General features: G+C 69.5%; 22 protein-coding genes. 12 read left to right on the forward strand and 10 right to left on the reverse strand.

The window, feature by feature from the left end; genetic code table 11:
- Nucleotides 1-44 precede the first annotated feature (44 nt).
- From JEQ17_RS35340 to JEQ17_RS35365, 6 genes are all read left to right on the forward strand, one after another.
- On the forward strand, nt 45-695 hold the full coding sequence (locus JEQ17_RS35340; RefSeq protein ID WP_200399047.1) for a GntR family transcriptional regulator: 651 nt from the start codon (nt 45-47) through the stop codon (nt 693-695).
- Between the two features lie 14 nt (nt 696-709).
- Nucleotides 710-1,726, forward strand: coding sequence for a 1-aminocyclopropane-1-carboxylate deaminase (locus JEQ17_RS35345; protein ID WP_200399048.1), 1,017 nt, complete (start codon nt 710-712; stop codon nt 1,724-1,726).
- A 229-nt stretch (nt 1,727-1,955) separates the two neighbouring features.
- Entirely contained in the window at nt 1,956-2,996 is a 1,041-nt protein-coding gene (locus tag JEQ17_RS35350) for a LacI family DNA-binding transcriptional regulator (RefSeq protein WP_267924806.1), read from the forward strand.
- Between the two features lie 151 nt (nt 2,997-3,147).
- Nucleotides 3,148-4,428 carry an ABC transporter substrate-binding protein gene (locus JEQ17_RS35355; protein ID WP_200399049.1) on the forward strand — a complete coding sequence of 427 codons (1,281 nt, stop codon included), beginning with the start codon at nt 3,148-3,150 and terminating at the stop codon, nt 4,426-4,428.
- A gap of 1 nt (nt 4,429) precedes the next feature.
- Complete coding sequence (locus tag JEQ17_RS35360; protein WP_200399050.1) at nt 4,430-5,455, forward strand: carbohydrate ABC transporter permease; 1,026 nt, start codon at nt 4,430-4,432, stop codon at nt 5,453-5,455.
- Entirely contained in the window at nt 5,445-6,323 is an 879-nt protein-coding gene (locus tag JEQ17_RS35365) for a carbohydrate ABC transporter permease (protein WP_200399051.1), read from the forward strand. Before JEQ17_RS35360 ends, JEQ17_RS35365 begins: the two co-directional genes overlap by 11 nt.
- Nucleotides 6,324-6,432: 109 nt before the next feature.
- Here the strand turns inward: JEQ17_RS35365 and JEQ17_RS35370 are convergent, their stop codons facing one another.
- From JEQ17_RS35370 to JEQ17_RS35405, 8 genes are all read right to left on the reverse strand, one after another.
- Entirely contained in the window at nt 6,433-7,644 is a 1,212-nt protein-coding gene (locus tag JEQ17_RS35370; protein ID WP_200401885.1) for a TerD family protein, read from the reverse strand.
- A 104-nt stretch (nt 7,645-7,748) separates the two neighbouring features.
- A complete protein-coding gene (locus tag JEQ17_RS35375; protein ID WP_200399052.1) occupies nt 7,749-7,970 on the reverse strand; it encodes a hypothetical protein in 222 nt (73 codons plus the stop codon).
- A 255-nt stretch (nt 7,971-8,225) separates the two neighbouring features.
- Nucleotides 8,226-9,215 (reverse strand): zinc-dependent alcohol dehydrogenase family protein, encoded by a 990-nt coding sequence (locus tag JEQ17_RS35380; RefSeq protein ID WP_200399053.1) that lies wholly within the window; start codon nt 9,213-9,215, stop codon nt 8,226-8,228.
- Nucleotides 9,212-10,093 (reverse strand): carbohydrate ABC transporter permease, encoded by an 882-nt coding sequence (locus tag JEQ17_RS35385; protein ID WP_200399054.1) that lies wholly within the window; start codon nt 10,091-10,093, stop codon nt 9,212-9,214. The genes JEQ17_RS35380 and JEQ17_RS35385 overlap by 4 nt, the downstream gene beginning before the upstream one ends.
- Nucleotides 10,090-11,028 (reverse strand): carbohydrate ABC transporter permease, encoded by a 939-nt coding sequence (locus tag JEQ17_RS35390; RefSeq protein ID WP_200399055.1) that lies wholly within the window; start codon nt 11,026-11,028, stop codon nt 10,090-10,092. Before JEQ17_RS35390 ends, JEQ17_RS35385 begins: the two co-directional genes overlap by 4 nt.
- Nucleotides 11,025-12,395: an ABC transporter substrate-binding protein gene (locus JEQ17_RS35395; RefSeq protein ID WP_200399056.1), complete on the reverse strand. Its 1,371-nt coding sequence runs from the start codon at nt 12,393-12,395 to the stop codon at nt 11,025-11,027. The genes JEQ17_RS35390 and JEQ17_RS35395 overlap by 4 nt, the downstream gene beginning before the upstream one ends.
- 113 nt (nt 12,396-12,508) lie before the next feature.
- Nucleotides 12,509-13,279 carry a DeoR/GlpR family DNA-binding transcription regulator gene (locus JEQ17_RS35400; RefSeq protein WP_143637268.1) on the reverse strand — a complete coding sequence of 257 codons (771 nt, stop codon included), beginning with the start codon at nt 13,277-13,279 and terminating at the stop codon, nt 12,509-12,511.
- A gap of 315 nt (nt 13,280-13,594) precedes the next feature.
- Nucleotides 13,595-14,419, reverse strand: coding sequence for an NAD-dependent epimerase/dehydratase family protein (locus tag JEQ17_RS35405; RefSeq protein WP_200399057.1), 825 nt, complete (start codon nt 14,417-14,419; stop codon nt 13,595-13,597).
- 282 nt (nt 14,420-14,701) lie between these two features.
- Here JEQ17_RS35405 and JEQ17_RS35410 point away from each other — a divergent pair, with 282 nt between their 5' ends.
- Complete coding sequence (locus tag JEQ17_RS35410) at nt 14,702-15,643, forward strand: 5-dehydro-4-deoxyglucarate dehydratase (protein ID WP_200399058.1); 942 nt, start codon at nt 14,702-14,704, stop codon at nt 15,641-15,643.
- Complete coding sequence (locus tag JEQ17_RS35415) at nt 15,640-16,809, forward strand: hypothetical protein (protein ID WP_200399059.1); 1,170 nt, start codon at nt 15,640-15,642, stop codon at nt 16,807-16,809. Before JEQ17_RS35410 ends, JEQ17_RS35415 begins: the two co-directional genes overlap by 4 nt.
- A gap of 9 nt (nt 16,810-16,818) precedes the next feature.
- Here the strand turns inward: JEQ17_RS35415 and JEQ17_RS35420 are convergent, their stop codons facing one another.
- Both JEQ17_RS35420 and JEQ17_RS35425 read right to left on the reverse strand, forming a co-directional pair.
- On the reverse strand, nt 16,819-18,075 hold the full coding sequence (locus JEQ17_RS35420; protein WP_200399060.1) for an MFS transporter: 1,257 nt from the start codon (nt 18,073-18,075) through the stop codon (nt 16,819-16,821).
- A 167-nt stretch (nt 18,076-18,242) separates the two neighbouring features.
- Nucleotides 18,243-19,211, reverse strand: coding sequence for an NAD(P)-dependent alcohol dehydrogenase (locus JEQ17_RS35425; RefSeq protein ID WP_200399061.1), 969 nt, complete (start codon nt 19,209-19,211; stop codon nt 18,243-18,245).
- Between the two features lie 191 nt (nt 19,212-19,402).
- Between JEQ17_RS35425 and JEQ17_RS35430 the strand changes: the two genes are divergently transcribed.
- From JEQ17_RS35430 to araD, 4 genes are all read left to right on the forward strand, one after another.
- Nucleotides 19,403-20,008: a TIGR03086 family metal-binding protein gene (locus JEQ17_RS35430; RefSeq protein ID WP_200399062.1), complete on the forward strand. Its 606-nt coding sequence runs from the start codon at nt 19,403-19,405 to the stop codon at nt 20,006-20,008.
- Between the two features lie 363 nt (nt 20,009-20,371).
- Nucleotides 20,372-21,028: a GntR family transcriptional regulator gene (locus JEQ17_RS35435; RefSeq protein ID WP_200399063.1), complete on the forward strand. Its 657-nt coding sequence runs from the start codon at nt 20,372-20,374 to the stop codon at nt 21,026-21,028.
- Entirely contained in the window at nt 21,025-21,942 is a 918-nt protein-coding gene (locus JEQ17_RS35440; RefSeq protein WP_200399064.1) for a dihydrodipicolinate synthase family protein, read from the forward strand. The genes JEQ17_RS35435 and JEQ17_RS35440 overlap by 4 nt, the downstream gene beginning before the upstream one ends.
- Nucleotides 21,939-23,756, forward strand: a complete 1,818-nt coding sequence (gene araD / locus JEQ17_RS35445; protein WP_234048489.1) for an L-arabinonate dehydratase — start codon at nt 21,939-21,941, stop codon at nt 23,754-23,756. The genes JEQ17_RS35440 and araD overlap by 4 nt, the downstream gene beginning before the upstream one ends.
- Nucleotides 23,757-23,763: the final 7 nt, after the last annotated feature.

Below are 23,763 nucleotides of genomic sequence, written 5' to 3' on the forward strand. Positions count from 1 at the left end.
GCACTCTTGTGCCGGCTTCCATCTGACATCTAACATTTCAGTTCATGGGAGCGATACGGCCCGTGCCCCGGACCCTGCTCAGGGACCGTGCGTACGAGGCGATACGGGACGCCATCGTCGCCGGCGACATCGCGCCGGGTGCCGTCGTGCGGGACGCCGAGCTGGCGGAGCTGCTCGGGCTCTCGCGGGCGCCCGTACGGGACGCCTTCTCGCGGCTCGTAGACGAAGGCCTGCTGGAGTCCAAGCCGCAGAGCTACACGCGGGTGACGCCTGTGGTGGCCGCCGATGTGCGGGACGCCGCGGCCGTCGTCGGCGCCATGCACGAGCTGGTCACCCGGGCGGCGCTGTCCCGGCTTCGCCCCGGCGATATCAGTGCCATGCGGGAGGCCAACAAGTGTTTTGCCGCGGCCGTGCGCGACGGTGACGTGGCCGCCGCGCTGCGTGCCGACGACGAGCTGCACGACGTACTGGTCCGGGTGAGCGGGAATCGTGCCGCCGCCGCCACCGTCGCCCGCTACACCCCGCTCATCCGGCGCCTGGAGCGGCGGCGGTTCGGTGAGGGCGGCAACTGCCGTTCGGCCGGGCTGCACGACGAGCTGATCGACGCCTGTGCCGTCGGCGATGTGGACGAGGCCGTCCGTGTCACGGCGGAGATCTGGCGTGGCCTCGAAGACCTGGCCGATCTCGACACCTGATCCGTGGAGGGTCCATGTCCCTTGCCTCGTACGAGCGTTATCCGCTGTTGTTCGGACCTTCGCCTGTTCATCCGCTGGAGCGGTTGACCAAGCATCTTGGCGGGGCCTCGTTGTGGGCCAAGCGGGAGGATTGCAACTCCGGGGTCGCCTATGGGGGGAACAAGACTCGCAAGCTGGAGTATCTGGTTGCTGACGCGCTTGCGCAGGGGTGCGACACGCTTGTTTCGATCGGGGGCGTGCAGTCCAATCACACTCGGCAGGTCGCGGCCTGTGCCGCGCGGGCCGGGCTCAAGTGTGTTCTGGTGCAGGAGAGTTGGGTGGAGTGGCCCGACTCCGTCTACGACAAGGTCGGGAACATTCTGATCAGTCGGCTTGCGGGGGCCGATGTGCGGCTTGTGCGGGCCGGGTTCGGGATCGGGTTCAAGGAGAGCTGGGAGCGGGCGCTGCGGGAAGTTGAGGAGGGGGGTGGGAAGCCTTACGCCATTCCTGCTGGGGCTTCCGATCATCCGCTGGGCGGGCTCGGGTTTGCTGGGTGGGCCTATGAAGTCGCCGAGCAGGAGCGGGAGTTGGGGGTCTTCTTCGACACCGTGGTCGTTTGCTCGGTGACCGGGTCCACTCAGGCTGGGATGGTTGCCGGGTTCGCCTCGCTGGAGGAAGGCGGGGGGCGGGGGCGGCGGGTGCTTGGCATTGATGCGTCGGCCGATCCTGTGCGTACTCGTGAGCAGATCGCCCGGATCGCCCACGGGACGGGACAACTCATCGGTGTGGAGAAAGAGTTGACCCAGGCTGACGTCGAGCTGGACGAGCGGTACCACGCCGGGACCTATGGCATTCCGGACGAGGCGACTCTCGAAGCGATGCGGCTTGCTGCTCGTACCGAGGGGATGGTGACTGACCCTGTGTACGAAGGGAAGTCGATGGCCGGGATGGTTGATCTCGTCGGGCGCGGAGAGATCGAGCGGGGCTCCACCGTGTTGTACGCCCATCTTGGAGGGCAGCCTGCCTTGAATGCCTACAGCGCGTTGTTCTGAGGGTGCGCCTGGGGTTGTCCGGGGTGGGCGGGGCCGTGCCGGTATGTCACGTTCGCGACCTCCGGGCGTACTGCCCTGGGTTTCGTCGGTGGGCGTTTCCAGTGGGAGCCGTACGTCGCGAACGTTGACATACCGGCACGGCCCCGCCCCCTTGTGCGCTCGCGGCTGCGGGGGGTTTGGGGGTGTTCCCTCGGTGGGTGTGTCGTGGTGGGCGGTTACAGTGCACTTCGTGCGGGGTGATGAGCGGCTGGGGTCGAGTGGCGGGCAGGTCGGCGGGGGGCGTCGGCGGGCCACCATCCATGACGTTGCCCAGATGGCCGGGGTGTCGCGGCAGACTGTTTCGCGGGCTGTCAATGACAAGGGTGAGATCGATCCGGGCACCAAGGAGCGGGTGCTGGAGGCCGCTCGGGTGTTGGACTATCGGCCCAGCCGGTTTGCTCGGGGGCTGGTGCGGAAGGGGACCGTGACGGTGGGTCTGGTGATTCCGGACCTGATGAATCCGTTCTTTCCCGAGGTGGCCGCCGGGGTGCTCGAGGCCGCCGAGCTGCGTGGGTGGCAGGTGGTCGTGTGGGACTCCCGTACCGATGAGGCCCGGGAGCGGGAAGCGCTTGATGTGCTGTCCCATCAGGCCGATGCAGTTGTGGGGTACTTCAAGAACGAGGACGACGTGCTGGCGCGGCGGCTGGGTGGTGTGCCGTTGGTGCTCTTGGAGCGTGGGCCGCAGCGGACTCGGTTCGGGGCCGTCGGGATTGATGTCGCCGGTGGGATGGAGCAGGGGCTCGCTCATCTGGTCCGGGCCGGGCATCGCAGGATCGGCATGCTGGACGGGGAGCGGAGTGAGGGTCCCGGTGAGCGCCGGGAGGCGTTTCTGCGCGAGGTGCGGCGGCATGGGCTGGCTGTCGACGACAGTTGGGTCGTGCTGTGCCCGGAGCAGAGCGTGGCTGGTGGTGAGGCGGGTGCGGAGCAGTTGCTGCGTGTTCGGCCGGAGGTCACCGGCGTGGTGGGCTTCAACGATCTGATCGCCGTTGGGGCCATGCGTGCCGCTCGGCGTCGGGGGTTGCGGATTCCGGATGATCTGGCCGTTCTGGGCTTCGACGGGCTTTCCCTGGGGGAGCTGGTGGAGCCCGCCCTCACTACCCTGCACATCGACAAGCGGCGGTTGGGGCGGCTGGCCGTCGAGCAGGTGGCTCGGCTGCGGGCCGGCGAGGAGCCGCTGAGCGGCACGGACGCCTGGGTCATTCCCGAGCTGGTGGTGCGGGCCTCCGCCTGAGTTCCCCACCGCAACAGATAGCGCTTACACATGTCTTGACACTCATTTTCGGCCGCCTCGATACTCGACGGCAACGTTCACGTGAACGTTCACGGAGCTCGACATCGTTGTCCCTCCCGAAAGTGAGTGCGCGCCTATGCCACACCGAACGATGTCTCGCAGGGGGCTGCTGGGGGCCTCCCTCGGCGCCGCGCTGCTCGGTCTGCCGGGATGCGGGGCGGGCAATGGCTCGGCCTCCGCGGGCACCGATCATCTGAGCCTCTGGTACTGGAAGGGCTCACTGAGCGACAAGCTGCTCGCCACCGCTCGGCGTGCCGTACCCGGTGTGCCGGGGCTGAAGGTGAAGGGCTCTCAGATACCCGACGGGGACATCGACTCGAAGGTCCGTACGAGTCTTGCCGCCCGTGCCTATGTGCCGGATCTGACGGTCGTGAACTCCGACAATCTCGCCACGTTCTTTCCCGACGAGAACGAGTTCCTCGACCTGCGGACGCTGGGTGCGGAGAGCGTCCGTGATCAGTACCTCGACTGGAAGTGGAAGGGGTGCTTCGCTCCGTCGGGGCGGATGATCGGCTTCCCCCTCGATGCAGGGCCGACCGCGCTCTACTACCGCCGGGATCTCTTCCGGCGGGCCGGGCTGCCCGACGAGCCGCAAGCCGTTGCCGAGGAGGTCTCCACCTGGGAGAAGTACCTCGCCGCCGGGCGGGCGCTCCGGAAGGGGCCCGGCAAGCCGTATCTGGTGAGCAACGTCGGCAACGTCTTCCAGCAGGTGCTGCTCCAGAGCCCCAAGCAGTTCGTGGACGCCGACAATCGGTTCATCGGCGACCAGGCGCACGTCAAGCGTGCCTGGGACCTGTCCGTGGAGATACTCCGGCAGGGGCTCAGCGCCCGGATCGTGGACGGCACGCCCGACTACAACGCGGCCATGGGCGGGGGACGCATCGCCTCGATGACCACGGCGGTGTGGGCCATCAACGGACTGAAGGACACCGCGCCGAAGACGTCCGGGGCCTGGCGACTGACCACCATGCCGGACGGGCCCGCCAACTACGGCGGGTCGTACGTGACCCTGACCCGCTACTGCCGTGACCCGGAGGGCGCCTTCGCCTTCGTGAAATGGCTGCTCGGCCCGGCGAACCAGCTCAAGAGCTACCAGGAGATGGCCCTGTTCCCCACCACTCCGGCCGCCTACGCCGACCCCGCGATGCACAGGCCCGACCCCTTCTTCGGCGGTCAGCGGCCCATCGACGTCTTCGGCCCGGCCGCCCAGAAGGCTCCCGTCGTCTACTTCAGCCCGTACGAGGAGACCGCCAACACCCCGTTCTTCCAGGAGCTGACCAATGTGGAAGCGCTCGGCAAGAAGCCCGAACGGGCCTGGCGGGACGCGGTGAACACCGCCGAGACCACGCTGACCCGACTGGGGGTGAGCTGACATGGCCACAGTCGCAGACCCGGCGGAGGCCGGCACCCCCGCGGCCGACGAACGGCGACCTGTCCGTCGCTCTCGTGCCACCGCCCCGGGCGGGCGTCGGCGCCATGGGCCGCCGCTCCTCGCCATCTCGCCGTTCTATGTGCTCTTCGCCGTCTTCGGCGCCTTTCCGGTGGTCTTCTCGCTGTACCTGTCCTTCCAGGACTGGGACGGCATCGGTGACATGCGCTTCGTCGGTTTCAAGCAGTACGGCTGGCTGCTCGAGGACTCGGTGTTCTGGCACTCGGTGCTCAACACCTTCGAGATCTGGTTCCTGTCCACGGTGCCGATGCTGTTCCTGGCCCTGGTGCTCGCGTTCCTGCTGCACTCGCAGGTCCGGTTCACCGGTGCGTACCGGGTGGCGTACTTCATCCCCAACGTCACCTCGATGGTCGCCATGACCGTCGTCTTCGGATCGGTCTTCGCCCAGACGGGCCTCGCCAACTCGGCGCTGAGGATGGTCGGGATGGACGGCGTCGGCTGGCTGTCCTCCGAGTGGGGGATCAAGGTGTCCCTCTCCATCATGATCATCTGGCGGTGGGTCGGCTACAACGCCCTGATCTTCCTGGCGGGCCTCCAGGCCATTCCCACCGAGCACTTCGAGGCCGCCCGCGTCGACGGGGCGAACAGCTGGCAGACCCTCTTCCGGGTCGTGCTGCCGCAGTTGCGGCCGGTGGTCCTCTTCGCCGCCGTCACGTCCACCATCAACGGCCTGCAGATCTTCACCGAGTCCCAGGTGCTCTTCCAGTCGACCGACGTCGGAACCACCGGCGGACCGGGTCAGGAAGGCATGACCATCGTGCTCTATCTGTGGCAGAAGGCCTTCAAGGACCACCAGTTCGGCTATGGCGCCGCGATGGGCTGGCTCCTCTTCGCGATCATCGCGGTCTTCACGCTCATCAACTGGCGGCTGGTCTCCGGCTCCGACCGCGAGGACCGCGCAGGTATCCGGTCACTGCTGCGACGCAAGGGGGCCCGCAATGGCCGTTGACGGCAAGGAGCGGACTACCGGCAGTGCGGGGCTCGCCATCGGCTCCGGCAGTCGGCTCACTCGGATCTGTGTGCGGGTGGTGCTGCTGCTCGGTGTGCTGATCTCGCTCTTCCCCTTCTACTGGCTGGTGGTGATGGCCTCCGGCACCACCCAGGACATCTACAGCTATCCGCCCAAGCTGGTGCCGGGACCGCATCTCCTGGACAACATGGGGCGGGTGCTCGACACCGTCGACTTCTTCGGCTCGCTGTTCAACACCGTCGTCGTCGCCGTGGTCGGGACCGCGCTGGTGCTGTTCTTCGACTCGCTGGCCGCGTTCGCCTTCGCCAAGTACGAGTTCCCGGGCAAGAAGTTCCTCTTCGGTGGCCTGATGGTCACGTACATGATCCCCGCGCAGCTCTCCCTGGTGCCGCAGTTCGTCACCATGGCGGAGTTCGGCTGGGCCGGCTCACTGAATGCGCTGATCATTCCCGGGGCGGCCAACGCCTTCGGCATCTTCTGGATGCGCCAGTACGCGCAGAACTCGCTGCCCGACGAACTGCTCGACGCCGGGCGGATCGACGGCGCCGGATTCTTCCGGCTCTACTGGCAGGTCGCGATGCCGTTGTTCCGGCCCGCGCTGGCGTTCCTCGGCATCTTCACCTTCATCAGCATCTGGAACGACTACATCTGGCCGCTGGTCGTCATGATCGACCCCGACAGGGTCACCCTCCAGGTTGCCCTGGCCAACCTCAACGTCCTCTACAACACCGACTACTCCCTGGTGATGGCCGGTGCGTTGATGAGTGTCGTCCCGCTGATCATCGTGTTCCTGATCGGGGCGCGGCACTTCCTCAGGGACCTCGCCGCGGGGGCCACGAAGATGTGACCCGACCACGAAGATGTGACCGGCCGCTGAAGATGTGACCCGGCCACGAACGTGCGGGGCGCCACCCATCGATGGGTGGCGCCCCGCACGTTCGTGGTGGACGGGAGGACTACAGGGCCTGGGCCGACGGCTTCACCATGCCGCGGACCGTGCGGGACTTGACGAAGTTGCCGAGGGCCGTCATCTCCCACTCGCCGGAGAACTGCTTGATGAGCTTGGCCATCATCACGCCGGTCTGCGGCTCCGCGGTCGTGAGGTCGAAGCGGACCAGCTCCTCGCCCGTGGCGGCGTCGAGGAGACGGCAGTAAGCCTTGGCGACCTCGGTGAACTTCTGGCCGGAGAAGGAGTTCACCGTGAAGACCAGGCCGGTGACCTCCTGGGGGAGACGGCCCAGGTCCACGACGATCACCTCGTCGTCACCGCCGCCCTCGCCCGTGAGGTTGTCGCCGGAGTGCTTGATCGCGCCGTTCACGATCGAGAGCTTGCCGAAGTAGCAGCTGTCGATGTGGTTGCGCTGCGGGCCGTACGCGATGACCGACGCGTCCAGGTCGATGTCCTTGCCGCGGTACGCCGGCTCCCAGCCGAGGCCCATCTTCACCTGGGAGAGGAACGGGCGGCCGCCCTTGACCAGGGACACGGTCTGGTTCTTCTGGAGGCTTACGCGGCCCTTGTCGAGGTTGATCTTCCCGGCGCCCGGGGCGGGGGCGGCGGGTGCCGCCGGGGGCGCGGGCGGTGCCGCCGGGGTGGTGACGGGCGGGGCCGGGGGCGCCACCGGGGTCTGGATCGTGGGGGCCGGCGGGGCGACCGGGGCCGCTGCCGGGGCCGCCGGCTCCTCCACCGTCACGCCGAAGTCCGTGGCGATGCCCGCCAGGCCGTTCGAGTACCCCTGGCCGACCGCTCGGGCCTTCCACGCGCCGTTGCGCAGATAGACCTCGACGATCACCAGGGCCGTCTCCGAGCCGAGCTGGGGCGGGGTGAAGGAGGCCAGTACGGAGTTGTCGTCGGCGTTGCGGATCGTCGCCGTCGGCTCTACGCCCTGGAAGGTCTGGCCCGCGGCGTCCGGGCTCGCTGTGACGACGATCTTCTCGATGCCCGGGGGCACGGCCGTCGTGTCGACCGTGATCGAGTCGGGGCTGGTGCCGCCGCCGGAGCGGTACGTCACGCCCTGGCCGGTCGGCTGGTTGTAGAAGATGAAGTCGTCGTCGGAGCGCACCTTGCCGTCGGCGGTGAGCAGCAGGCCCGATACGTCGAGCCGCACCGGGGCGGCGACGTCCACCGTCACGCGGGTGACGGGGAGAGGGATGTTCGAGCCGGGGGTCATAGCTGTCATGCCCCGTGAACGACCGGGCCCGCTTTACCGTTCCCTTACCTGACCGCCAATTGGGTCAACGCGCGTCTGTGCAGGTCAGAGGCGGTCGTGGGCCGTCAGTGGCGGTTTCGGGGGTGGTTGCGGGCCGTTCGTTCGTTGCCCCGCTTGTAGTTGCCCGTCCAGCGGGCCATGACCAGTTGGGGGTCGCCGGATTCCACTTCCGCGAGGAACTGGGTGGCTCGGGGGCCGCGGAGGGTGGTGGCGGGGTGGGTTCCGTGGGTGATCTTCACCGTGCCGTCGGGGTGATGTGTGTAGGCGAAGCCGTGTGGGCGGGGCATGGGGGGATGGTAGGTCGGCGGGGTGGCCGGCCCAAGGGTTTTTCGCCCCCGCCGCCCCTACCCATTCCCGTCCCTGACTCAGGGGCTACGCCCCCGAACCCCCAAAAGACTGCGCAGTTCCCCGCGCCCCTTAAAGGGGCGCGGGGAACTGCGCGATCAGCCACAACGCACCCGCACCCGAAATCGCTGCGGACGGGGTCTGGGGCGGAGCCCCAGGGGATGGGAATGGGTAGGGGCGGCGGGGGCGAAATCCTCCTACGGGACCACCACGATCTTTCGGCCGACGCCCGAGGCGAACTGGTCCAGGGCCTGGGGGTACTGGTCGAGCGGCAGGCGGTCGCTGATGAAGATGTCCGGGTCCAGGACACCTGTCGCGAACAGCTCCGCCGCCCGCTCGAAGCTATGGAGAACGGCCATCGAGCCGGTGATGGTGATCTCCTGGTTGTAGATGCGGTACGGGTCGATCGTGACCCGCGTCGCATAGTCGGCCACGCCGAACTGAAGGAACGTGCCGGCCTTGGCGACCCGCTCGAGCCCGTCCTGGATCGCCGCCGCGTTGCCCGTGGCGTCGACGACGAGGTCCCACCCCTGCGGCCGGTCCAGCTCGTCGGCCCCGGTGGCGGTCGCCGAGACACCGAGCCGCTCGGCCGTGGCGAGCCGCTGCGGATTGATGTCGACCACGTCGACGCTCGCCGCACCCGTCCGCTTCGCCAGTTCCAGCATCATCAGGCCCATGGTTCCGGAGCCGTAGATCAGGACGTGGGCGCCCAGCCGGGAGTTCAGCACGTCGTAGCCGCGGACCGCGCAGGAGAGGGGCTCGACCAGGGCCGCGTCCTGGGTACGGATGTGATCGGGGAGCTTGACGCAGTTCGCCACGGGGGCCACGGCGTACTGGGCCGCGCCGCCCGCCGTCGTCACGCCGATCGCCGCCCACCGCTCGCAGAGGTTGTTGTGGCCCGTACGGCAGAACCGGCACTCGTAGCAGTAGAGGGAGGGGTCCACGGCCACCCGGTCGCCGAGCGACAGCTCGGTGACCTGGGTGCCCACCCCGACCACCTCGCCCGCGAACTCGTGGCCCGGCACGATGGGCAGCTTGGGCGCGAACTCGCCCTGGAGGATGTGCAGATCGGTGCCGCACAGGCCGCAGGCGGCGACCTCGACGACGACCTCGCGGGGGCCCGGCGTCGGGTCCGGGACCTCGGCCACGACGGCACGGCCCACGGACTCGATGACTGCGGCCTTCATTTCACGGCTCCCAACGACAGGCCCTGGACCAGTTTGTCCTGGGCGGCGAACCCCGCGGCGAGCACCGGCAGGGAGATGACGAGCGACGCGGCGCACACCTTCGCCAGGAACAGGCCCTGGCTGGTGATGAAGCCGGTGAGGAAGACGGGGGCCGTCTCCGCCACCACGCCCGTGAGCACCCGGGCGAACAGCAGCTCGTTCCAGCTGAAGATGAAGCAGATCAGGGCTGTGGCCGCGATGCCCGGCAGGGCGATGGGGGCCACGACCCGCGCGAGGATCGTGGGCAGTTTCGCGCCGTCGATCTGCGCCGCCTCGATGATCGCCACCGGGACCTCGGAGAGGAACGACTGCATCATCCAGACCGCGATCGGCAGGTTCATCGAGGTGTAGAGGATGACCAGGAGCCAGATGTTGTCCAGCATTCCCGTGTTCTTCGCGAAGAGGTAGATCGGCAGGAGGCCCGCCACCACCGGGAGCATCTTCGTGGAGAGGAAGAAGAACAGGACGTCGGTCCACTTCTTCACCGGGCGGATCGAGAGCGCGTAGGCCGCGGGAAGTGCCAGGACGAGGACGAGGAGCGTCGACGTCAGCGATGCCACCGTCGAGTTGATCAGCGACGGCCAGGGGCTCGCCCCGCCGCCCGTGCCGAAGAACTCGCGGTAGCCGTCGAGGGTGAGCGCGGCCCCGAAGGACGGCGGATTGGTCGCCGCGTCCTCCTCGGAGTGGAAGGACGTCAGGGCCATCCAGGCGATGGGCAGGAAGAAGACGATTCCGGCCAGCCAGGCGACCAGGCCGAGGCCCCTTCCCCTGGGGCGGCGGGGGCCGGGGTTGCCGGCTTCGGTACTACGGGGACGTACACGGATCGCGGTGGCGCTCATGCGCGGCCCACCTCCTCGCGGAACAGGGACGAGACCACGCGCAGCGCGAAGGTCGCGATGATGATCGAGCCGATGACGACCAGGACGCCGGCCGCGGAGGCGAGGCCGTTCTCATGGGCCTGGTAGAAGCTCTGGTAGACGGTGTAGGGCAGGTTCGCGGTGCCCAGGCCGCCGGATGTGATGGTGAAGACCGCGTCGAAGTTCTGGACGATGTAGATCGAGCCCAGCAGGGCGCCCAGTTCGAGGTAGCGGCGCAGGTGGGGCAGGGTCAGATAGCGGAAGACCTGCCAGTCGCTCGCGCCGTCGACCTTCGCGGCCTCGATCTGCTGGTGGTCGCGGCTCTGCAGTCCTGCCAGCAGGATCAGCATCATGAAGGGCGTCCACTGCCAGACGAGGGACATCTCGACGGCGAGCAGCGGGGTGTTGGAGATCCAGTCCGGCTCTGGTCCGCCCACATAGTGCAACAACCCATTGAGCAGGCCGTATTCGGGGTTGTAGAGCACATGCTTCCAGAGCAGGGCCGCCGCCACGGGCACCACCAGGAAGGGCGCGATCAGGAGCGTACGGACCACACCGCGGCCCCGGAACTTCCGGTCCAGGAGGAGGGCGAGGCCCAGGCCCAGGATGAGGCTGGCCAGGACGACGGTGACCGTCAGCAGGATGGTCGTCCAGACCGACTTGCGCAGGGCCGCGTCGGTGAGGACCTCGGAGTAGTTGCCGAAGCCGGTGAAGCTCCGGGCGTCCGGGTAGAGGGAGTTCCAGTCGAAGAAGGAGATCACCAGCGTGGCCACGAAGGGGAGCTGGGTCACGGCGACCATGAAGATCAGGGCGGGGAGGAGCGGGGCCCGGGTCGCCCAGGCGCGCATGCGGCCCGAGGGACGCTTCTCGGTGCGTACGGATGGTGCGGCTACTGGAGCCGTTGTCGTGGCGGTCATCGTCCCTCGTACTCCTCGGCGATCTCCTCGGCCAGCTTCTGGGACTTGTTCAGGGCCGACTCGACGGACTGGCGTCCGGCGATGGCCGCGCTGATCTCCTGCGAGACCTTGGTGCCGAGATCGGTGAACTCGGGGATACCGACGAACTGGATGCCGGGCGCGGGCCGCGGCTGCACGCCGGGGTCGGTGGGCCGGGCGCCCTCGATGGCCTCCTTGGTCATCTCCTGGAACGCGCCGGCCTCCTTGCGGTAGTCGGCGTTGGTGTATGTGGAGGCGCGCTTGCCGGCCGGGACGTTGGACCAGCCGATCTCGTCGCCCACCAACTGCTCGTACTCCTTGCTGGACGCCCAGGAGACGAACTTCCAGGCCTTGTCGGGGTTCCGGGACGCGTCCTGGATGCCCCAGGCCCAGGTGTAGAGCCAGCCGGAGGACTCGGTCTTCTCGACGGGCGCCGGCACGTAGCCGATCTTGCCCTTGACCGGGGACTTGGCGGACTCCAGGGAACCGGCCGCTGACGTGGCGTCGTACCACATGGCGACCTTGCCCTGGGTCATGTTGTTGAGGCACTCGGCGAAGCCGGCCTGGGGTGCGCCTGCCTCGCCGTGGTCGCGGACGAGGTCCACGTAGAACTTCACCGCCCGTTCCCACTCGGGGGAGTCGAGCCGCGCCTTCCAGCTCTTGTCGAACCAGGTGCCGCCGAAGGTGTTCACGACCGTGGTGAGCGGGGCCATGACCTCGCCCCAGCCGGGCAGGCCGCGCAGACAGATGCCCTTCATGCCCGACTCGGCACCGTCGGCCTTGGCCGCGAGGTCGGCCACCTGGGTCCAGGTCGGTCGCTCGGGCATGGTGAGGCCCTTCGCCTCGAACACGTCCTTGCGGTACATCAGGAAGGACGACTCGCCGTAGAAGGGCTGTCCGTAGAGCTTGCCGTCGTCCGCGGTGAGGGACTGGCGCATGGGCTTGAGGACGTCCTGCTCGTCGTAGGCCGGGTCCTTGGCGACGTACGAGTCCATCTCGTGCAGCCAGTCGTTCTTGGCGTAGATCGGTATCTCGTAGTTGGACAGGGTGGCGACGTCGTACTGGCCGGCCTGGTTGGCGAAGTCCTGGCTGATCTTGTCGCGGACGTCGTTCTCCGGCAGCACGGTGAAGTTCACCTTGATGCCGGTCTCCTTGGTGAAGTGGGCGGCGGTGAGCTTCTGCAGCTCCACCATCTGCGGGTTGTTGACCATGAGGACGTTGATGGAGTTGCCACCTGAGCCCGCTCCGCCCGCTCCGGCCCAGCAACCGGAGAGCAGCGGGGCGAGCAGCGTCCCTGCGGCGACCGCGACGAGCGTCGCGCGCGGCCTCCGTCGGCTCTGGGTTCGCATGGATCGCTCCTGGATGTATCAGTACATATGGGATGAAGCAGGGGAGTGTGATGCCTCTGTAGTGGGTCAGTTGGTTTTTCGAACTCTGTGGGGACCGGGGTGCGGTCTCTGTTTCAGACCCGGATGACCTGGGGGCCCTGCATCGAGTAGCGGTGGGCCTCGGACGTGGGCAGGAGGGTGCTGGTGACGATCGCCTCCAGTGCACTGATCTCCGCGAACCGGCAGAAGCTCACGGCGCCGAACTTGGTGTGCACCCCCGCGAACACCGTGCGCCGGGCTGCCCGGATGGCCTGTGACTTGACCTCGCTGACGGCCGGGTCCGGGGTGGTGAGGCCGTGTTCGCGCGAGATGCCGTTGGCTCCGATGAACGCCAGGTCGATGACGAACCCGGCGAGCATCTTCGTCGTCCAGTGGTCGACGGTCGCGAGGGTGCCGGGCCTGACCCGGCCGCCGAGCAGCAGCACCGTCGTGTTGTCGGCCTCGGCGAGCGCTCCCGCCGTGGCCAGGGACGCGGTGACCACGGTCAGCGGCCGGTCCCTGGGCAGTGATTCGGCGATGAGCTGAGGGGTGAACCCCTCGTCGACGAAGACCGTCTCGGCGTCCCCGAGCAGCTCGGCCGCGGCGGCCGCGATCCGGCGCTTCTCGGGCACATGGCTGGTGGCGCGGAAGGCGAGCGTCGTCTCGAAGCCGGCGCTCTCCACCGGATAGGCGCCGCCGTGCGTGCGGCGGACGAGTCCGTGGTCCTCCAGGGCGCGCAGATCCCGTCGTACGGTCTCCTTGGCGACGCCCAGCTCGGCGGCGAGCTCGTTCACGTCGACGGCGCCGGTGCGGCGGGCGCTCTTCACGATCTCCCGCTGACGTTCTTCCGCGCTCATGCCCGACACCCGCTCTCCGTGCTCACTGCCCGTTCGGGCCCGGTGGGGCCCATGGGGGAAGTTCTACAGCGGGTACGCGCCACTGACCAGGTCTGTTGCGGGCCCGATGGCGCCCGTATGTGACCGTAACGAGCGACGGCTGCCCGTGCCGGACCTGCGGTGGAGCGGAATTCGGGCAGTGGGCATGCCCGAACGGCGGGACGGGCGGGCCCGTTCGGTGCCCGCTCGCCCCGTGAGGCGGTCCGTGCGCGGTGGCCGGACGGGTCGGCGGTGGCGGATGTGGCCGGACGGCAACCCCGGCCCGTGTCCGCGCGTACGCGTGTGTCAGTACGGCCAGACCGGCGGGTTGGTCACGAAGTGGCCGCCCAGACGGGTGTGGTCCGGGTTCCGCGGATCCAGCTCGCCCTGCTCGGCGATCAGCTTCTCGGCGTACTGCTCGGAGTCGTCCTGCGGCTCGTAGCCGAGGCCCCGGGCGGTGGTCAGGTCCCACCACAGGCGGGTGTTCGCGGAGGAGCCGTAGACGACGGTGTGCCCGACGTCCTCGGCGGTCAGGGCCGCGTGGAAGAGGCGGGCACCGTCGCCGGGGCTCATCCAGACCGAGAGCATGCGCACGCTGGTCGGCTCCATGAAGCAGGAGCCGATCCGCACGGAGACGGTCTCCAGGCCGTGCTTGTCCCAGTAGAACTGCGCCAGGTCCTCGCCGAACGACTTCGACAGTCCGTAGAAGGTGTCCGGGCGGCGCGGGGTGTCGATGGGGATGAGCGTTTCCGGGGCGTGCGGCGCCTCGCCCTCGGGGTGCGGGGCGAAGCCGACCGCGTGGTTGGAGGAGGCGAAGACGATGCGCCGGACGCCCTCCTCGCGCGCCGCCTCGTACAGGTTGTAGGTGCCCTCGATGTTCGCCTTGAGGATCTTCTCGAAGGTGGACTCCAGGGATATGCCCGCGAGGTGGATGATCGCGTCCACGCCCCGCACGGCCTCGCGCAGGGCCTCCTTGTCGCCGAGGTCCGCGGTGACCGCGCCCGGCTCGCCGTCGATCGGGAGCAGATCCAGGAGCCGCAGCTCGTAGCCGTAGGCGGGCAGCAGTCCTCGCATCAGGGTGCCGAGACCGCCTGCGGCGCCGGTGAGCAGAACGGTGCGGGGAGCGGGCATCCTCGGGTCTCCTTGAATCGATAGCCGTCACCGTGTACGGCATTCACATCCGTGGACACGCTAGGGATCGTCGACGGACCGCGTCAAGTGTCGCGCGGAGTGGTGAAATCCGCTCCCCTTCCGTGCTCTTTCTGCTCCCTTGTTGCTCCCGCAATGCATGCCGGTCCGCTTGACCGCCCCCAAGAGGGCGCCTTAGCGTGGAAGTGTTCAGGGATATGGACATGGATCAGAAACGTGCACGAGTCGGCGTGTGCGTGCATGCTCATGCTCTAGGGAGAGCCCGTGACGTCAGCCCCCCTTGCCAGTCGACTCAGTATCCCGAGCGGGCCGCTGTTCTTCCCCGTCACCGCGTACGACCGCGACGGAGCCGTCGACCTCGACGTCTACCGCGAGCACGTCCGGCGGGGCGTCGAGGCCGGGGCCGCCGCCGTCTTCGCCTGCTGCGGGACCGGGGAGTTCCACGCGCTCACGCCCGAGGAGTTCCAGGAGTGCGTACGGGCGGCCGTCGAGGAGACGGCGGGCCGTGTCCCCGTCGTCGCGGGCGCCGGGTACGGGACCGCGCTCGCCGTGCGGTACGCGCGGCTCGCAGAGGAGGCCGGCGCGGACGGGCTGCTCGCCATGCCGCCCTATCTCGTCGTCGCCGGGCAGGAGGGGCTGCTGCGGCACTACACGGAACTGGCCGCCGCCACCTCGCTCGACGTCATCGTGTATCAGCGGGACAACGCCGTGTTCACGCCCGAGACCGTCGTCTCGCTGGCCCGCGCCGAGGGGATCATCGGCCTCAAGGACGGGCTCGGCGACCTCGACCTGATGCAGCGCATCGTGAGCGCCGTGCGGTCCGAGTACCCGGGCGACTTCCTCTACTTCAACGGACTGCCGACCGCCGAGCTCACCGGCCTCGCCTACCGCGGCATCGGCATCACGCTGTACTCCTCCGCCATCTTCTGCTTCGCGCCCGAGATCGCCCTCGCCTTCCACCAGGCCCTGGGCTCCGGCGACGACGCCACCGTGAACCGGCTCCTCGACGGCTTCTACCGGCCTCTCGTCGAACTGCGCGCACAGGGCCGCGGGTACGCTGTCTCGCTGGTCAAGGCGGGCGTACGGCTGCGGGGGCTCGACGTGGGCGAGGTGCGGCCGCCGCTGCACGAGCCGTCCGAGGACCACGTCAAGCAGCTCGCCCAGCTGATCGAGCGCGGATACGCGCTTCTGGAGGAGGGCAAGTGAAGGCGTCGACCTTCGTCTATCCGTGGGACGTCAACGGCGACCCCGACGCGGCGGCACGCATCGCCGGGCTCGGCGTACAGCAGGCGACGCTCGCCTCCGCGTACCACTCCACGCGCGCCCTGACCCCCCGCCACCCCCGGCACCGCGTCGTCACCGCACCGCACGCCGCCGCGCTCTACCCGACGGACGCCGCACGCTGGCAGGGCCGCAGGCTCCGGCCGTACGCCGCCGGGGACTGGGCGCCCGGCGACGCGTACGGGGAGGCCGCGTCGGCTCTCGCGGGGGCGGGGCTCGACGTGCACACCTGGGTGGTGCTCGCGCACAACTCCCGTATGGGCGTGGAGTTTCCGGACACCTCGGTGGTCAACGCCTACGGGGACCGCTACTCGTGGGCCCCCTGCATCGCTCAGCCCGACACGCGCGCGTACCTCGTCGATCTGGCCGTCGAGGCGGCCGTGCGTCCCGGCGCCGCGGGCACGGAACTGGAGTCCCTCGGCTGGTACGGGCTGCCGCATCTGCACGCCCACGACAAGACGGCGGGCGTGGCACTCGGGGACGCCGGCACGTATCTGATGTCGCTGTGCTTCTGTCCCTCCTGCGGGGACGGCTATACGCAACTGGGGCTCGACCCTGACGAGTCGGCCGCCTCGGTCCGGCGTGCCCTGGAGCCCGTGTGGCGGGGCGAGGCTCCCGTCGAGGGCTGGGAGGACGTCGAGAAACTGCTCGGCGCCGAGCTCGCGACGGCCACGCGCGCGTGGCGTGACTCGGTCGCCCGGTCCCTCCAGACGGAGGCCGTCCTCGCCGTCCGCGCGGCCGCGCCCGAGGGGTTCCAGATCCTGCTGCACGCGGACCCGGTCTCCTACCGCGTCGGTGCGAACGTCGGTGTGGACCCCGGGCACATCCTGTCGGTCGCCGACGGAGTGGTCGTACCGTGCGCCGCCGGGCCCGAGCCGCTGATCCCCTTCGCCGAGCAGGGAGTTGACGGGGCCGTGCTTGCGGCCAACTTCACCGTGGTGAGCGGGATGGGCGGCCGTCCCGCGACACTCGTCGAGGACGTGACGCGGGCGGTCGGGCTGGGAGCGACCGAAGTGCGGCTGTATCACGCGGGGTTGGCGTCCGACGCGGATCTGTCGCTCGTGGTCGAAGCGATTGGGGCTCTGCGGTAGGCGTAGTGATCAGTCTGCGGGTTCGGTGGGGGCTGGGCGCGCAGTTCCCCGCGCCCCTGTCGGGGCGCGATGGCGCAGTCGCAGCAGAGGCGTGACCGTCACGAGTCGTACGAGCCCGAGTGCCGTCAACAGCACGCGGTGGTCGACCAGTTCGACCAGGCCCGCGCCCAGCGCCAGTCCCACCGCCGTCGGGGCGAACAGCAGGGTGTTGGCGGTCGCCGTCGTGCGGCCCAGCAGGGTGTCCGGGGTTTCGCGCTGGACCGCGGTGAGTGCCGCGATCAGTACGCAGGGCAGTCCGATGCCGACCGCGGCCGCCGAGGCGAGGACCACCGTGTCGTGGGGGAGCGCGCGAGCCGTCACGGCCACGGCGGTGAGCGCGATGCCGTATCCGGCGAACCGGCGCTCGCCCAGGCGGCGCAGGAGCGGGCCCGCGGCCAGGCCGACCGCCACCGAGCCGACGCCCTGGGCGACGTACAGGACACCCACGTACGCGGGGGAGTGGCCGAGGCCATCCACCACCGCGTAGATCAACGCGCCGTTGACGCCCGAGAAGAGCATGGTCGTGCCGCCCGCGACGACGAGCGGGCGCAGGGTCGCGTGGCCCCACAAGTAGCGGGCGCCTTCGGCCGTTTGGGCGCGCCAGCCGGCCGTGGTGGTGGCCGTGGGCGGCTTCGGCTCGTGTACGCGCAGGAGCGTGTAGAGGCCCGCGGCCAGGGCGAAGGTGACCGCGTCCAGGAGCGCGACACGGGCGCCCCCGTACGCCGCGTAGAGGCCCGCTCCCGCGAGCGGTGCGAGGAGCTTCATGCCCTCGTTGGCCGTCATGCGCAGGCCGTTGAAGTCGCCGAGGAGCTGTTTGTCGACGGCCGTGGCCACCAGGGCCGACTCCGCCGCGTCGTGGACGACGCCCGCCGCTCCATAGACCAGGAGCACGGCGAAGAGGACCCATAGGGTGCCGGGGGAGTCGACGGTGAACAGGGGCAGCAGGAGTGCTGCCAGGCCCAGGTTCGTCCACACCAGCAGCGGCCGGCGGCGGGTGCGGTCCGCGAGGGTGCCGAGGGCCGGGCCGATCAGCGTGGGCGCCCAGAGGGCGAAGACGCAGAGAGCGGCCAGGCCGTCCGAGCCGGTCAGATCCTTCACCCAGATCCCGGACACCAGCCACATCGCCGACGAGCCGAACCCGGAGACCACGACTCCGCCGAGGTACAGACCCGCGTTGCGGTCTCGCAGGACACGGGTCACCGCCCATGTCTGTGTCGATGTCGTCATGCCTGGTCATCGTGGGGCTAAGGCCCCGGGCCGGACATCGGGCAGGTGCCTTAGCGGGGACGCCGCCGGAGCGGCAGCGGGGCCGTCGGGATGAGGAGAAGCCTCGCCGGGAGCCCGCTGGAAGCCCGCCGGGCTTCAGCCTGGCTCCCGCCGGGCTTCAGCCTGGCTCAGATGGTGAGGACGATCTTGCCCCGGGGATGACCCTTCTCCAGGTGGCGGATGGCGTCGGCGGCCTCGGCGAGTGGGTAGGTGCGGTCGATGGCCGGGGCGATCTTGTCCTGCTCGGCGAGTTCCTTGAGGGTCAGCAGGTCCTCGCGGCGCGCGACCGAGATCAGGTTGCCGAGGTTCTGGCCGATGAACGGCGAGAGCATCACGGCCCGCAGGCCGCGGCTCATACCGCCGAAGAAGTCGGTTCCGCCCTCGCCGCCGACGATGACGAGGGTGCCGCGCGGGGTGAGGGCGCGGCGGAGGACGGGCAGGGGGCGAAGGCCCGCGTTGTCGACGATGACGTCGTAGCGGTGCGGGCCGTCGGTGATGTCCTCGCGGGTGTAGTCGATGACGTGCGAGGCGCCCTGGGACCGTACGAAGTCCGCGCCCGTGGGGCCGCAGACGCCGGTGACCTCGGCGCCGTACATCGCGGCGAGCTGGACGGCGTAGCAGCCGACGCCGCCGGATGCGCCGATGACTAGGACCTTCTGGCCCGGCTGCGGACGGCCCTTGCCGCTGAGAGCCTGGAGGGCGGTCATGCCGGAGACGGGGAGGGCGACGGCCTGCTCGAAGGTGAGGTTGGCCGGTTTGAGGGCGATCTTCGCGGCCTTGGCGCGCGCGTACTGGGCGAACGAGCCCTCGCAGTTGCCGAAGATCTCGTCGCCCGGCTTGAACTCGGTCACCTTCGCCCCGACGGCCTCGACCCGGCCGGCACCGTCCCAGCCCCGTACCGGGTTCTTGGGCTTGCGGAGCCCCAGGGCGACGCGTGCCACATAGGGCCGGCCCGTCATGAGGTGCCACACCTCGGGGCCGACACCGGCCGCGCGCACCTCGACGAGCACCTCGTCGTCGCGGGGCACGGGGCGGTCGATGTCGCGCAGTTCCAGGAGGTCCGCTGTTCCGTAGGCATCCTGAACGATCGCCTTCATGGCGTGGCTCCCCTTCACGGTCCCCGGCACCGGACATCCCGGTGACATCCGGTATCCCGGTGTGCACCGAGCATCTCGACGGCTCGAACGCCTGACCAGACTCCTGAGCACGATCTTGGGGGTGGGAGCGATGAGTTTTCGTACGGCCGACGGTCTACCCCCTGAAGACCCCCTGACGAGAGGAGCCCGGAATGGGCGACGGCGGTACCACTCCCAGCACCCTTGACCTGGGGCCGCAGGCCCTGATCGTGGCACGCCTCGCGGAGGAGGTGGGCGAGGAACAGCTGGACGCCGTGACACCGTGTCCGGAGTACGCGGTGCGTCATCTGCTCGGGCATCTGGCCGGGCTGTCCATGGCCTTCCGGGACGCCGGGCGCAAGGACCTCGGGGCCACGACGGACACCGACCCCACCTCCCGGCTGCCGGACGTGACGCCCGGCTGGCGCGCCGAACTGCCCAAGGTGCTCGGCGAGTTGGCCGAGGCCTGGCGCGATCCGGCCGCGTGGACGGGCGAGACCCGCGCGGGCGGTGTGGACCTGCCCGGCGAGGTCGCGGGCATCGTCGCCGCCGACGAACTCGTCGTGCACGGCTGGGACCTGGCCCGGGCGACCGGTCAGCCGTACGCCCCCGACGCGGCGGCCCTCGACGCGGCGTACGAGATGCTCGCGCCCTCGGTGGACGATCCGTCGCGCGGAACCATCTTCGGGCCGGTCGTGCCCGTGCCTGAGGGGGCGCCCCTGCTGGACCGGGTGATCGGGTTGAGCGGCCGGGACCCGGAGTGGGCGCCCACCGGCTGACACGGCACACTCCCGGCGAAGTGCCTTCGCCGAGTTGCAATGGCACATGAGTGGCACATGGATGGTGCGGGGCTCGTGGTGAGCCGGATGGTCGTGTGCGGCGGGTTCACTCCCGCCGTGCGCGAGGTCGGCGCCTGTCGGCATCGCGAGGGCGAACGGATTCGCCTGTCTTCGGAGAGCGTCGGAGCGGCCTCGGGCCCCGACCTCGAATCGAACTTCTTTTGTCAGAAGCGTTGACGAAACACAGGGGCGCTCCTACTTTCATCGCGTCGTACTTCGTACGTCATATATGAGACGCGATACGTGAGATCAGATACGCGAGCCCCTGATCCCTTGGGGACTCCGTTACCCCGAGAGGCGCGCATGACCTCTGTGCCCACGCCGATCCCCTCCCGCACGCAGTTCGTGCTGGAAGGGATCAAACACCGCATCCTCACCGGGCAGTTGACCCCGGGACAGGCCCTGGTCGAGACCGAGCTCGCCGCACAGTTCGGGGTGTCCAAGACCCCGGTGCGCGAGGCGCTCAAGACCCTGGCCGGCACCGGGCTCGTCGTGATGAACCAGTACAAGGGCGTCACGGTGCGCATGGTGGACGCGGACATGGCGCGCGAGGTGTACGACGTGCGGCTGCTCCTTGAGCCGGAGGCCCTGCGGCGCTCCGTCCGGCGCGGCTCCTCCCTCGACACGGCGCGCGAGGCGCTCGAACGCGCCGACGCCGCCACCGACACCGCCCAACGCTCCCTCGCCAACCGCGAGTTCCACCGTTCCCTCTACGTCCGCTGCGGCAACCCGCTGCTCGGCCGGATGCTCGACGAGGTCCGGGACCAGGCCGCCCTGGTCTCCGCGGTCGCCTGGGCCGCCAACCCGTCCTGGGAGCGCGAGGCCGCCGAGCACCGGGAGATCCTGCGGCTCGCCCTCGACGGCGACTCGGACGGCGCGGCGCGCGCCCTGCACTCGCACATCGCCTCGTTCGTGCAACGGGCCTTCCCCGAGGCCCAGGGAAAGGGTGAGCAGGAATGACCGCGACCACGACCGCGTTCGAGGCCGGCCGGGCCGCTCTCGCCGACGTGGTGGCGATCCCCGTGACCCCGTTCGCCGAGGACGGCTCCATCGACCGGGAGGTCCACCGCGTCCTGCTGCGCCGGGTGCTCGACGGCGGCGTACGCATCCTCACACCCAACGGCAACACCGGTGAGTTCTACGCCCTGAGCCCCGAAGAGCGGCGCACGGTGACGGAGTTGACCATCGAAGAGGCGGGGGACCGGGCCACCGTCCTGGTCGGTGTCGGGCACGACGTGCCGACCGCGGTCGCGTCCGCCCGCCACGCCCGCGAGCTCGGGGCACAGATGGTGATGGTCCATCAGCCCGTCCACCCGTACGTCTCGGAGGGCGGCTGGGTCGACTACCACCGGGCCATCGCGGAGGCGGTTCCCGAGCTGGGCGTCGTCCCGTACATCCGCAACCCGGTGCTCGCCGGCGCCAGGCTCGCCGAACTGGCCGACGCCTGCCCGAACGTCATCGGCGTGAAGTACGCCGTGCCGGACGCGGCCCGCTTCGCCGCGTTCGCGCGGGACGCCGGTCTTGAGCGCTTCGTGTGGGTGGCCGGACTCGCGGAACCGTATGCGCCCTCGTACTTCTCGGCGGGCGCGACGGGCTTCACGTCCGGGCTCGTGAACGTCGCCCCGGCCGTTTCGCTGAACATGATCGAAGCGCTTCGATCCGGTGACTACGCGGGTGCCATGAAGGTGTGGGAGCAGATCCGTCGTTTCGAGGAACTGCGCGCGGCCAACAACTCCGCCAACAACGTGACGGTCGTGAAGGAGGCCCTGGCCTCGCTCGGCCTGTGCCGTCGCGAGGTCCGCCCGCCGAGCAAGCAGCTCCCCGAGTCCGAACGGGCCGAGGTCGCCGCCATCGCCGCGGGGTGGTCGATATGACCGACGCCGAACCGACGACACCGGGCGCCGACCCGACAACACCGGGTGCGAACCCAGCGACACCGGGCGCCACCTCGGACGAGAGTCAAACCCCGGACGCCCCAAAGCAGTTGCGTAGCCACCAGTGGTACGGCACCGAGGGCCTGCGCTCCTTCAGTCACCGCGCCCGCACCCGCCAGCTCGGCTACCTCCCCGAGGAGCACCTCGGCAAGCCGGTCATCGCGATCCTCAACACCTGGTCCGACATCAACCCCTGCCACGTCCACCTCCGCGACCGTGCCCAGGCGGTCAAGCGGGGCGTGTGGCAGGCAGGCGGCTTCCCCCTCGAATTCCCGGTGTCGACGCTGAGCGAGACCTTCCAGAAGCCCACCCCGATGCTCTACCGCAACATGCTCGCGATGGAGACCGAGGAGCTGCTGCGCTCGTACCCGGTGGACGGGGCCGTCCTCATGGGCGGCTGCGACAAGTCGACGCCCGCGCTGCTCATGGGCGCCGCGTCCGTCGACCTGCCGGCGGTCTTCGTGCCCGCCGGACCCATGCTGCCCGGCCACTGGCGCAACGAGGTCCTCGGCTCCGGCACCGACATGTGGAAGTACTGGGACGACAAGCGCGCCGGGCTCATCGGCGACTGCGAGATGACCGAGCTGGAGAGCGGTCTCGCGCGCTCGCCCGGTCACTGCATGACCATGGGTACGGCGTCGACGCTGACCGCCGCCGCGGAGGCTCTCGGGGTCACGGTCCCGGGTGCCTCCAGCATCCCCGCCGTCGACTCGGGGCACGAGCGGATGGCCGCCGCCTCGGGCCTCAGGATCGTCGAACTCGTCCGCAGGGACCGGAAGTTGTCCGACATCCTCACGGCCGATGCCTTCGAGGACGCGGTGACGACGGTCCTCGGACTCGGCGGCTCCACCAACGCCGTGATCCACCTCATCGCCATGGCCGGACGCGCCGGAGTCCGGCTCACCCTCGACGACTTCGACCGGATCGCCCGTACGGTGCCGGTCCTGGCGAACGTACGGCCCGGCGGCCGGACCTACCTCATGGAGGACTTCCACTTCGCCGGCGGACTGCCCGGGTTCCTGTCACGGATCACCGATCTGCTGCACCTCGACCGGCCGACCGTCTCGCACGACAGCCTGCGCGAGCAGCTCGCCTCCGCGCAGGTGCACAACGACGACGTCATCCGCACCCGTCAGAACCCCGTGGCCGCCGAGGGAGGCGTCGCCGTCCTGCGCGGCAACCTCTGCCCCGACGGCGCCGTCATCAAGCACATCGCCGCCGAGCCGCACCTGCTCAAGCACACCGGTCCCGCGGTCGTCTTCGACGACTACCGGACCATGCAACGCACCATCAACGACCCGGAGTTGGGCATCACGGCCGACACCGTGCTGGTGCTGCGCAACTCCGGGCCCAAGGGCGGCCCGGGCATGCCCGAGTACGGGATGCTGCCCATCCCCGACCATCTGCTGAAGCAGGGCGTCCGGGACATGCTGCGGATCTCCGACGCCCGGATGAGCGGTACGAGTTACGGCGCCTGTGTGCTCCACGTGGCGCCCGAGTCGTACATCGGCGGACCGCTCGCCCTGGTCCGCACCGGCGACTCCATCACGCTCGACGTAGAGTCGCGCGCGCTCCAACTCAACGTGGACGACGAGGAGTTGGCGCGGCGCCGGGCGGAGTGGACCGCGCCGCCCGAGCGTTACGAGCGTGGCTACGGCGCGCTCTACAACGAACAGATCACCCAGGCGGACACCGGCTGCGACTTCGCGTTCCTGGCACGGCCGGGCAAGGTGCAGGACCCGTACGCGGGCTGAGGGGCCG

It is taken from the genome of Streptomyces liliifuscus (assembly GCF_016598615.1).
Lineage (GTDB): Bacteria > Actinomycetota > Actinomycetes > Streptomycetales > Streptomycetaceae > Streptomyces > Streptomyces liliifuscus.

Coding starts and splice junctions, on each gene's coding strand:
- JEQ17_RS35375 (WP_200399052.1), bottom strand. CDS start 7,970: ATGCCCCGCCCACACGGCTTCGCCTACACACATCACCCCGACGGCACG.
- JEQ17_RS35380 (WP_200399053.1), bottom strand. CDS start 9,215: ATGAAGGCCGCAGTCATCGAGTCCGTGGGCCGTGCCGTCGTGGCCGAG.
- JEQ17_RS35365 (WP_200399051.1), top strand. CDS start 5,445: ATGGCCGTTGACGGCAAGGAGCGGACTACCGGCAGTGCGGGGCTCGCC.
- JEQ17_RS35405 (WP_200399057.1), bottom strand. CDS start 14,419: ATGCCCGCTCCCCGCACCGTTCTGCTCACCGGCGCCGCAGGCGGTCTC.
- JEQ17_RS35440 (WP_200399064.1), top strand. CDS start 21,025: ATGACCGCGACCACGACCGCGTTCGAGGCCGGCCGGGCCGCTCTCGCC.
- araD (WP_234048489.1), top strand. CDS start 21,939: ATGACCGACGCCGAACCGACGACACCGGGCGCCGACCCGACAACACCG.
- JEQ17_RS35340 (WP_200399047.1), top strand. CDS start 45: ATGGGAGCGATACGGCCCGTGCCCCGGACCCTGCTCAGGGACCGTGCG.
- JEQ17_RS35430 (WP_200399062.1), top strand. CDS start 19,403: ATGGGCGACGGCGGTACCACTCCCAGCACCCTTGACCTGGGGCCGCAG.
- JEQ17_RS35425 (WP_200399061.1), bottom strand. CDS start 19,211: ATGAAGGCGATCGTTCAGGATGCCTACGGAACAGCGGACCTCCTGGAA.
- JEQ17_RS35390 (WP_200399055.1), bottom strand. CDS start 11,028: ATGACCGCCACGACAACGGCTCCAGTAGCCGCACCATCCGTACGCACC.
- JEQ17_RS35360 (WP_200399050.1), top strand. CDS start 4,430: ATGGCCACAGTCGCAGACCCGGCGGAGGCCGGCACCCCCGCGGCCGAC.
- JEQ17_RS35370 (WP_200401885.1), bottom strand. CDS start 7,644: ATGACCCCCGGCTCGAACATCCCTCTCCCCGTCACCCGCGTGACGGTG.
- JEQ17_RS35345 (WP_200399048.1), top strand. CDS start 710: ATGTCCCTTGCCTCGTACGAGCGTTATCCGCTGTTGTTCGGACCTTCG.
- JEQ17_RS35355 (WP_200399049.1), top strand. CDS start 3,148: ATGTCTCGCAGGGGGCTGCTGGGGGCCTCCCTCGGCGCCGCGCTGCTC.
- JEQ17_RS35385 (WP_200399054.1), bottom strand. CDS start 10,093: ATGAGCGCCACCGCGATCCGTGTACGTCCCCGTAGTACCGAAGCCGGC.
- JEQ17_RS35435 (WP_200399063.1), top strand. CDS start 20,372: ATGACCTCTGTGCCCACGCCGATCCCCTCCCGCACGCAGTTCGTGCTG.
- JEQ17_RS35420 (WP_200399060.1), bottom strand. CDS start 18,075: ATGACGACATCGACACAGACATGGGCGGTGACCCGTGTCCTGCGAGAC.
- JEQ17_RS35395 (WP_200399056.1), bottom strand. CDS start 12,395: ATGCGAACCCAGAGCCGACGGAGGCCGCGCGCGACGCTCGTCGCGGTC.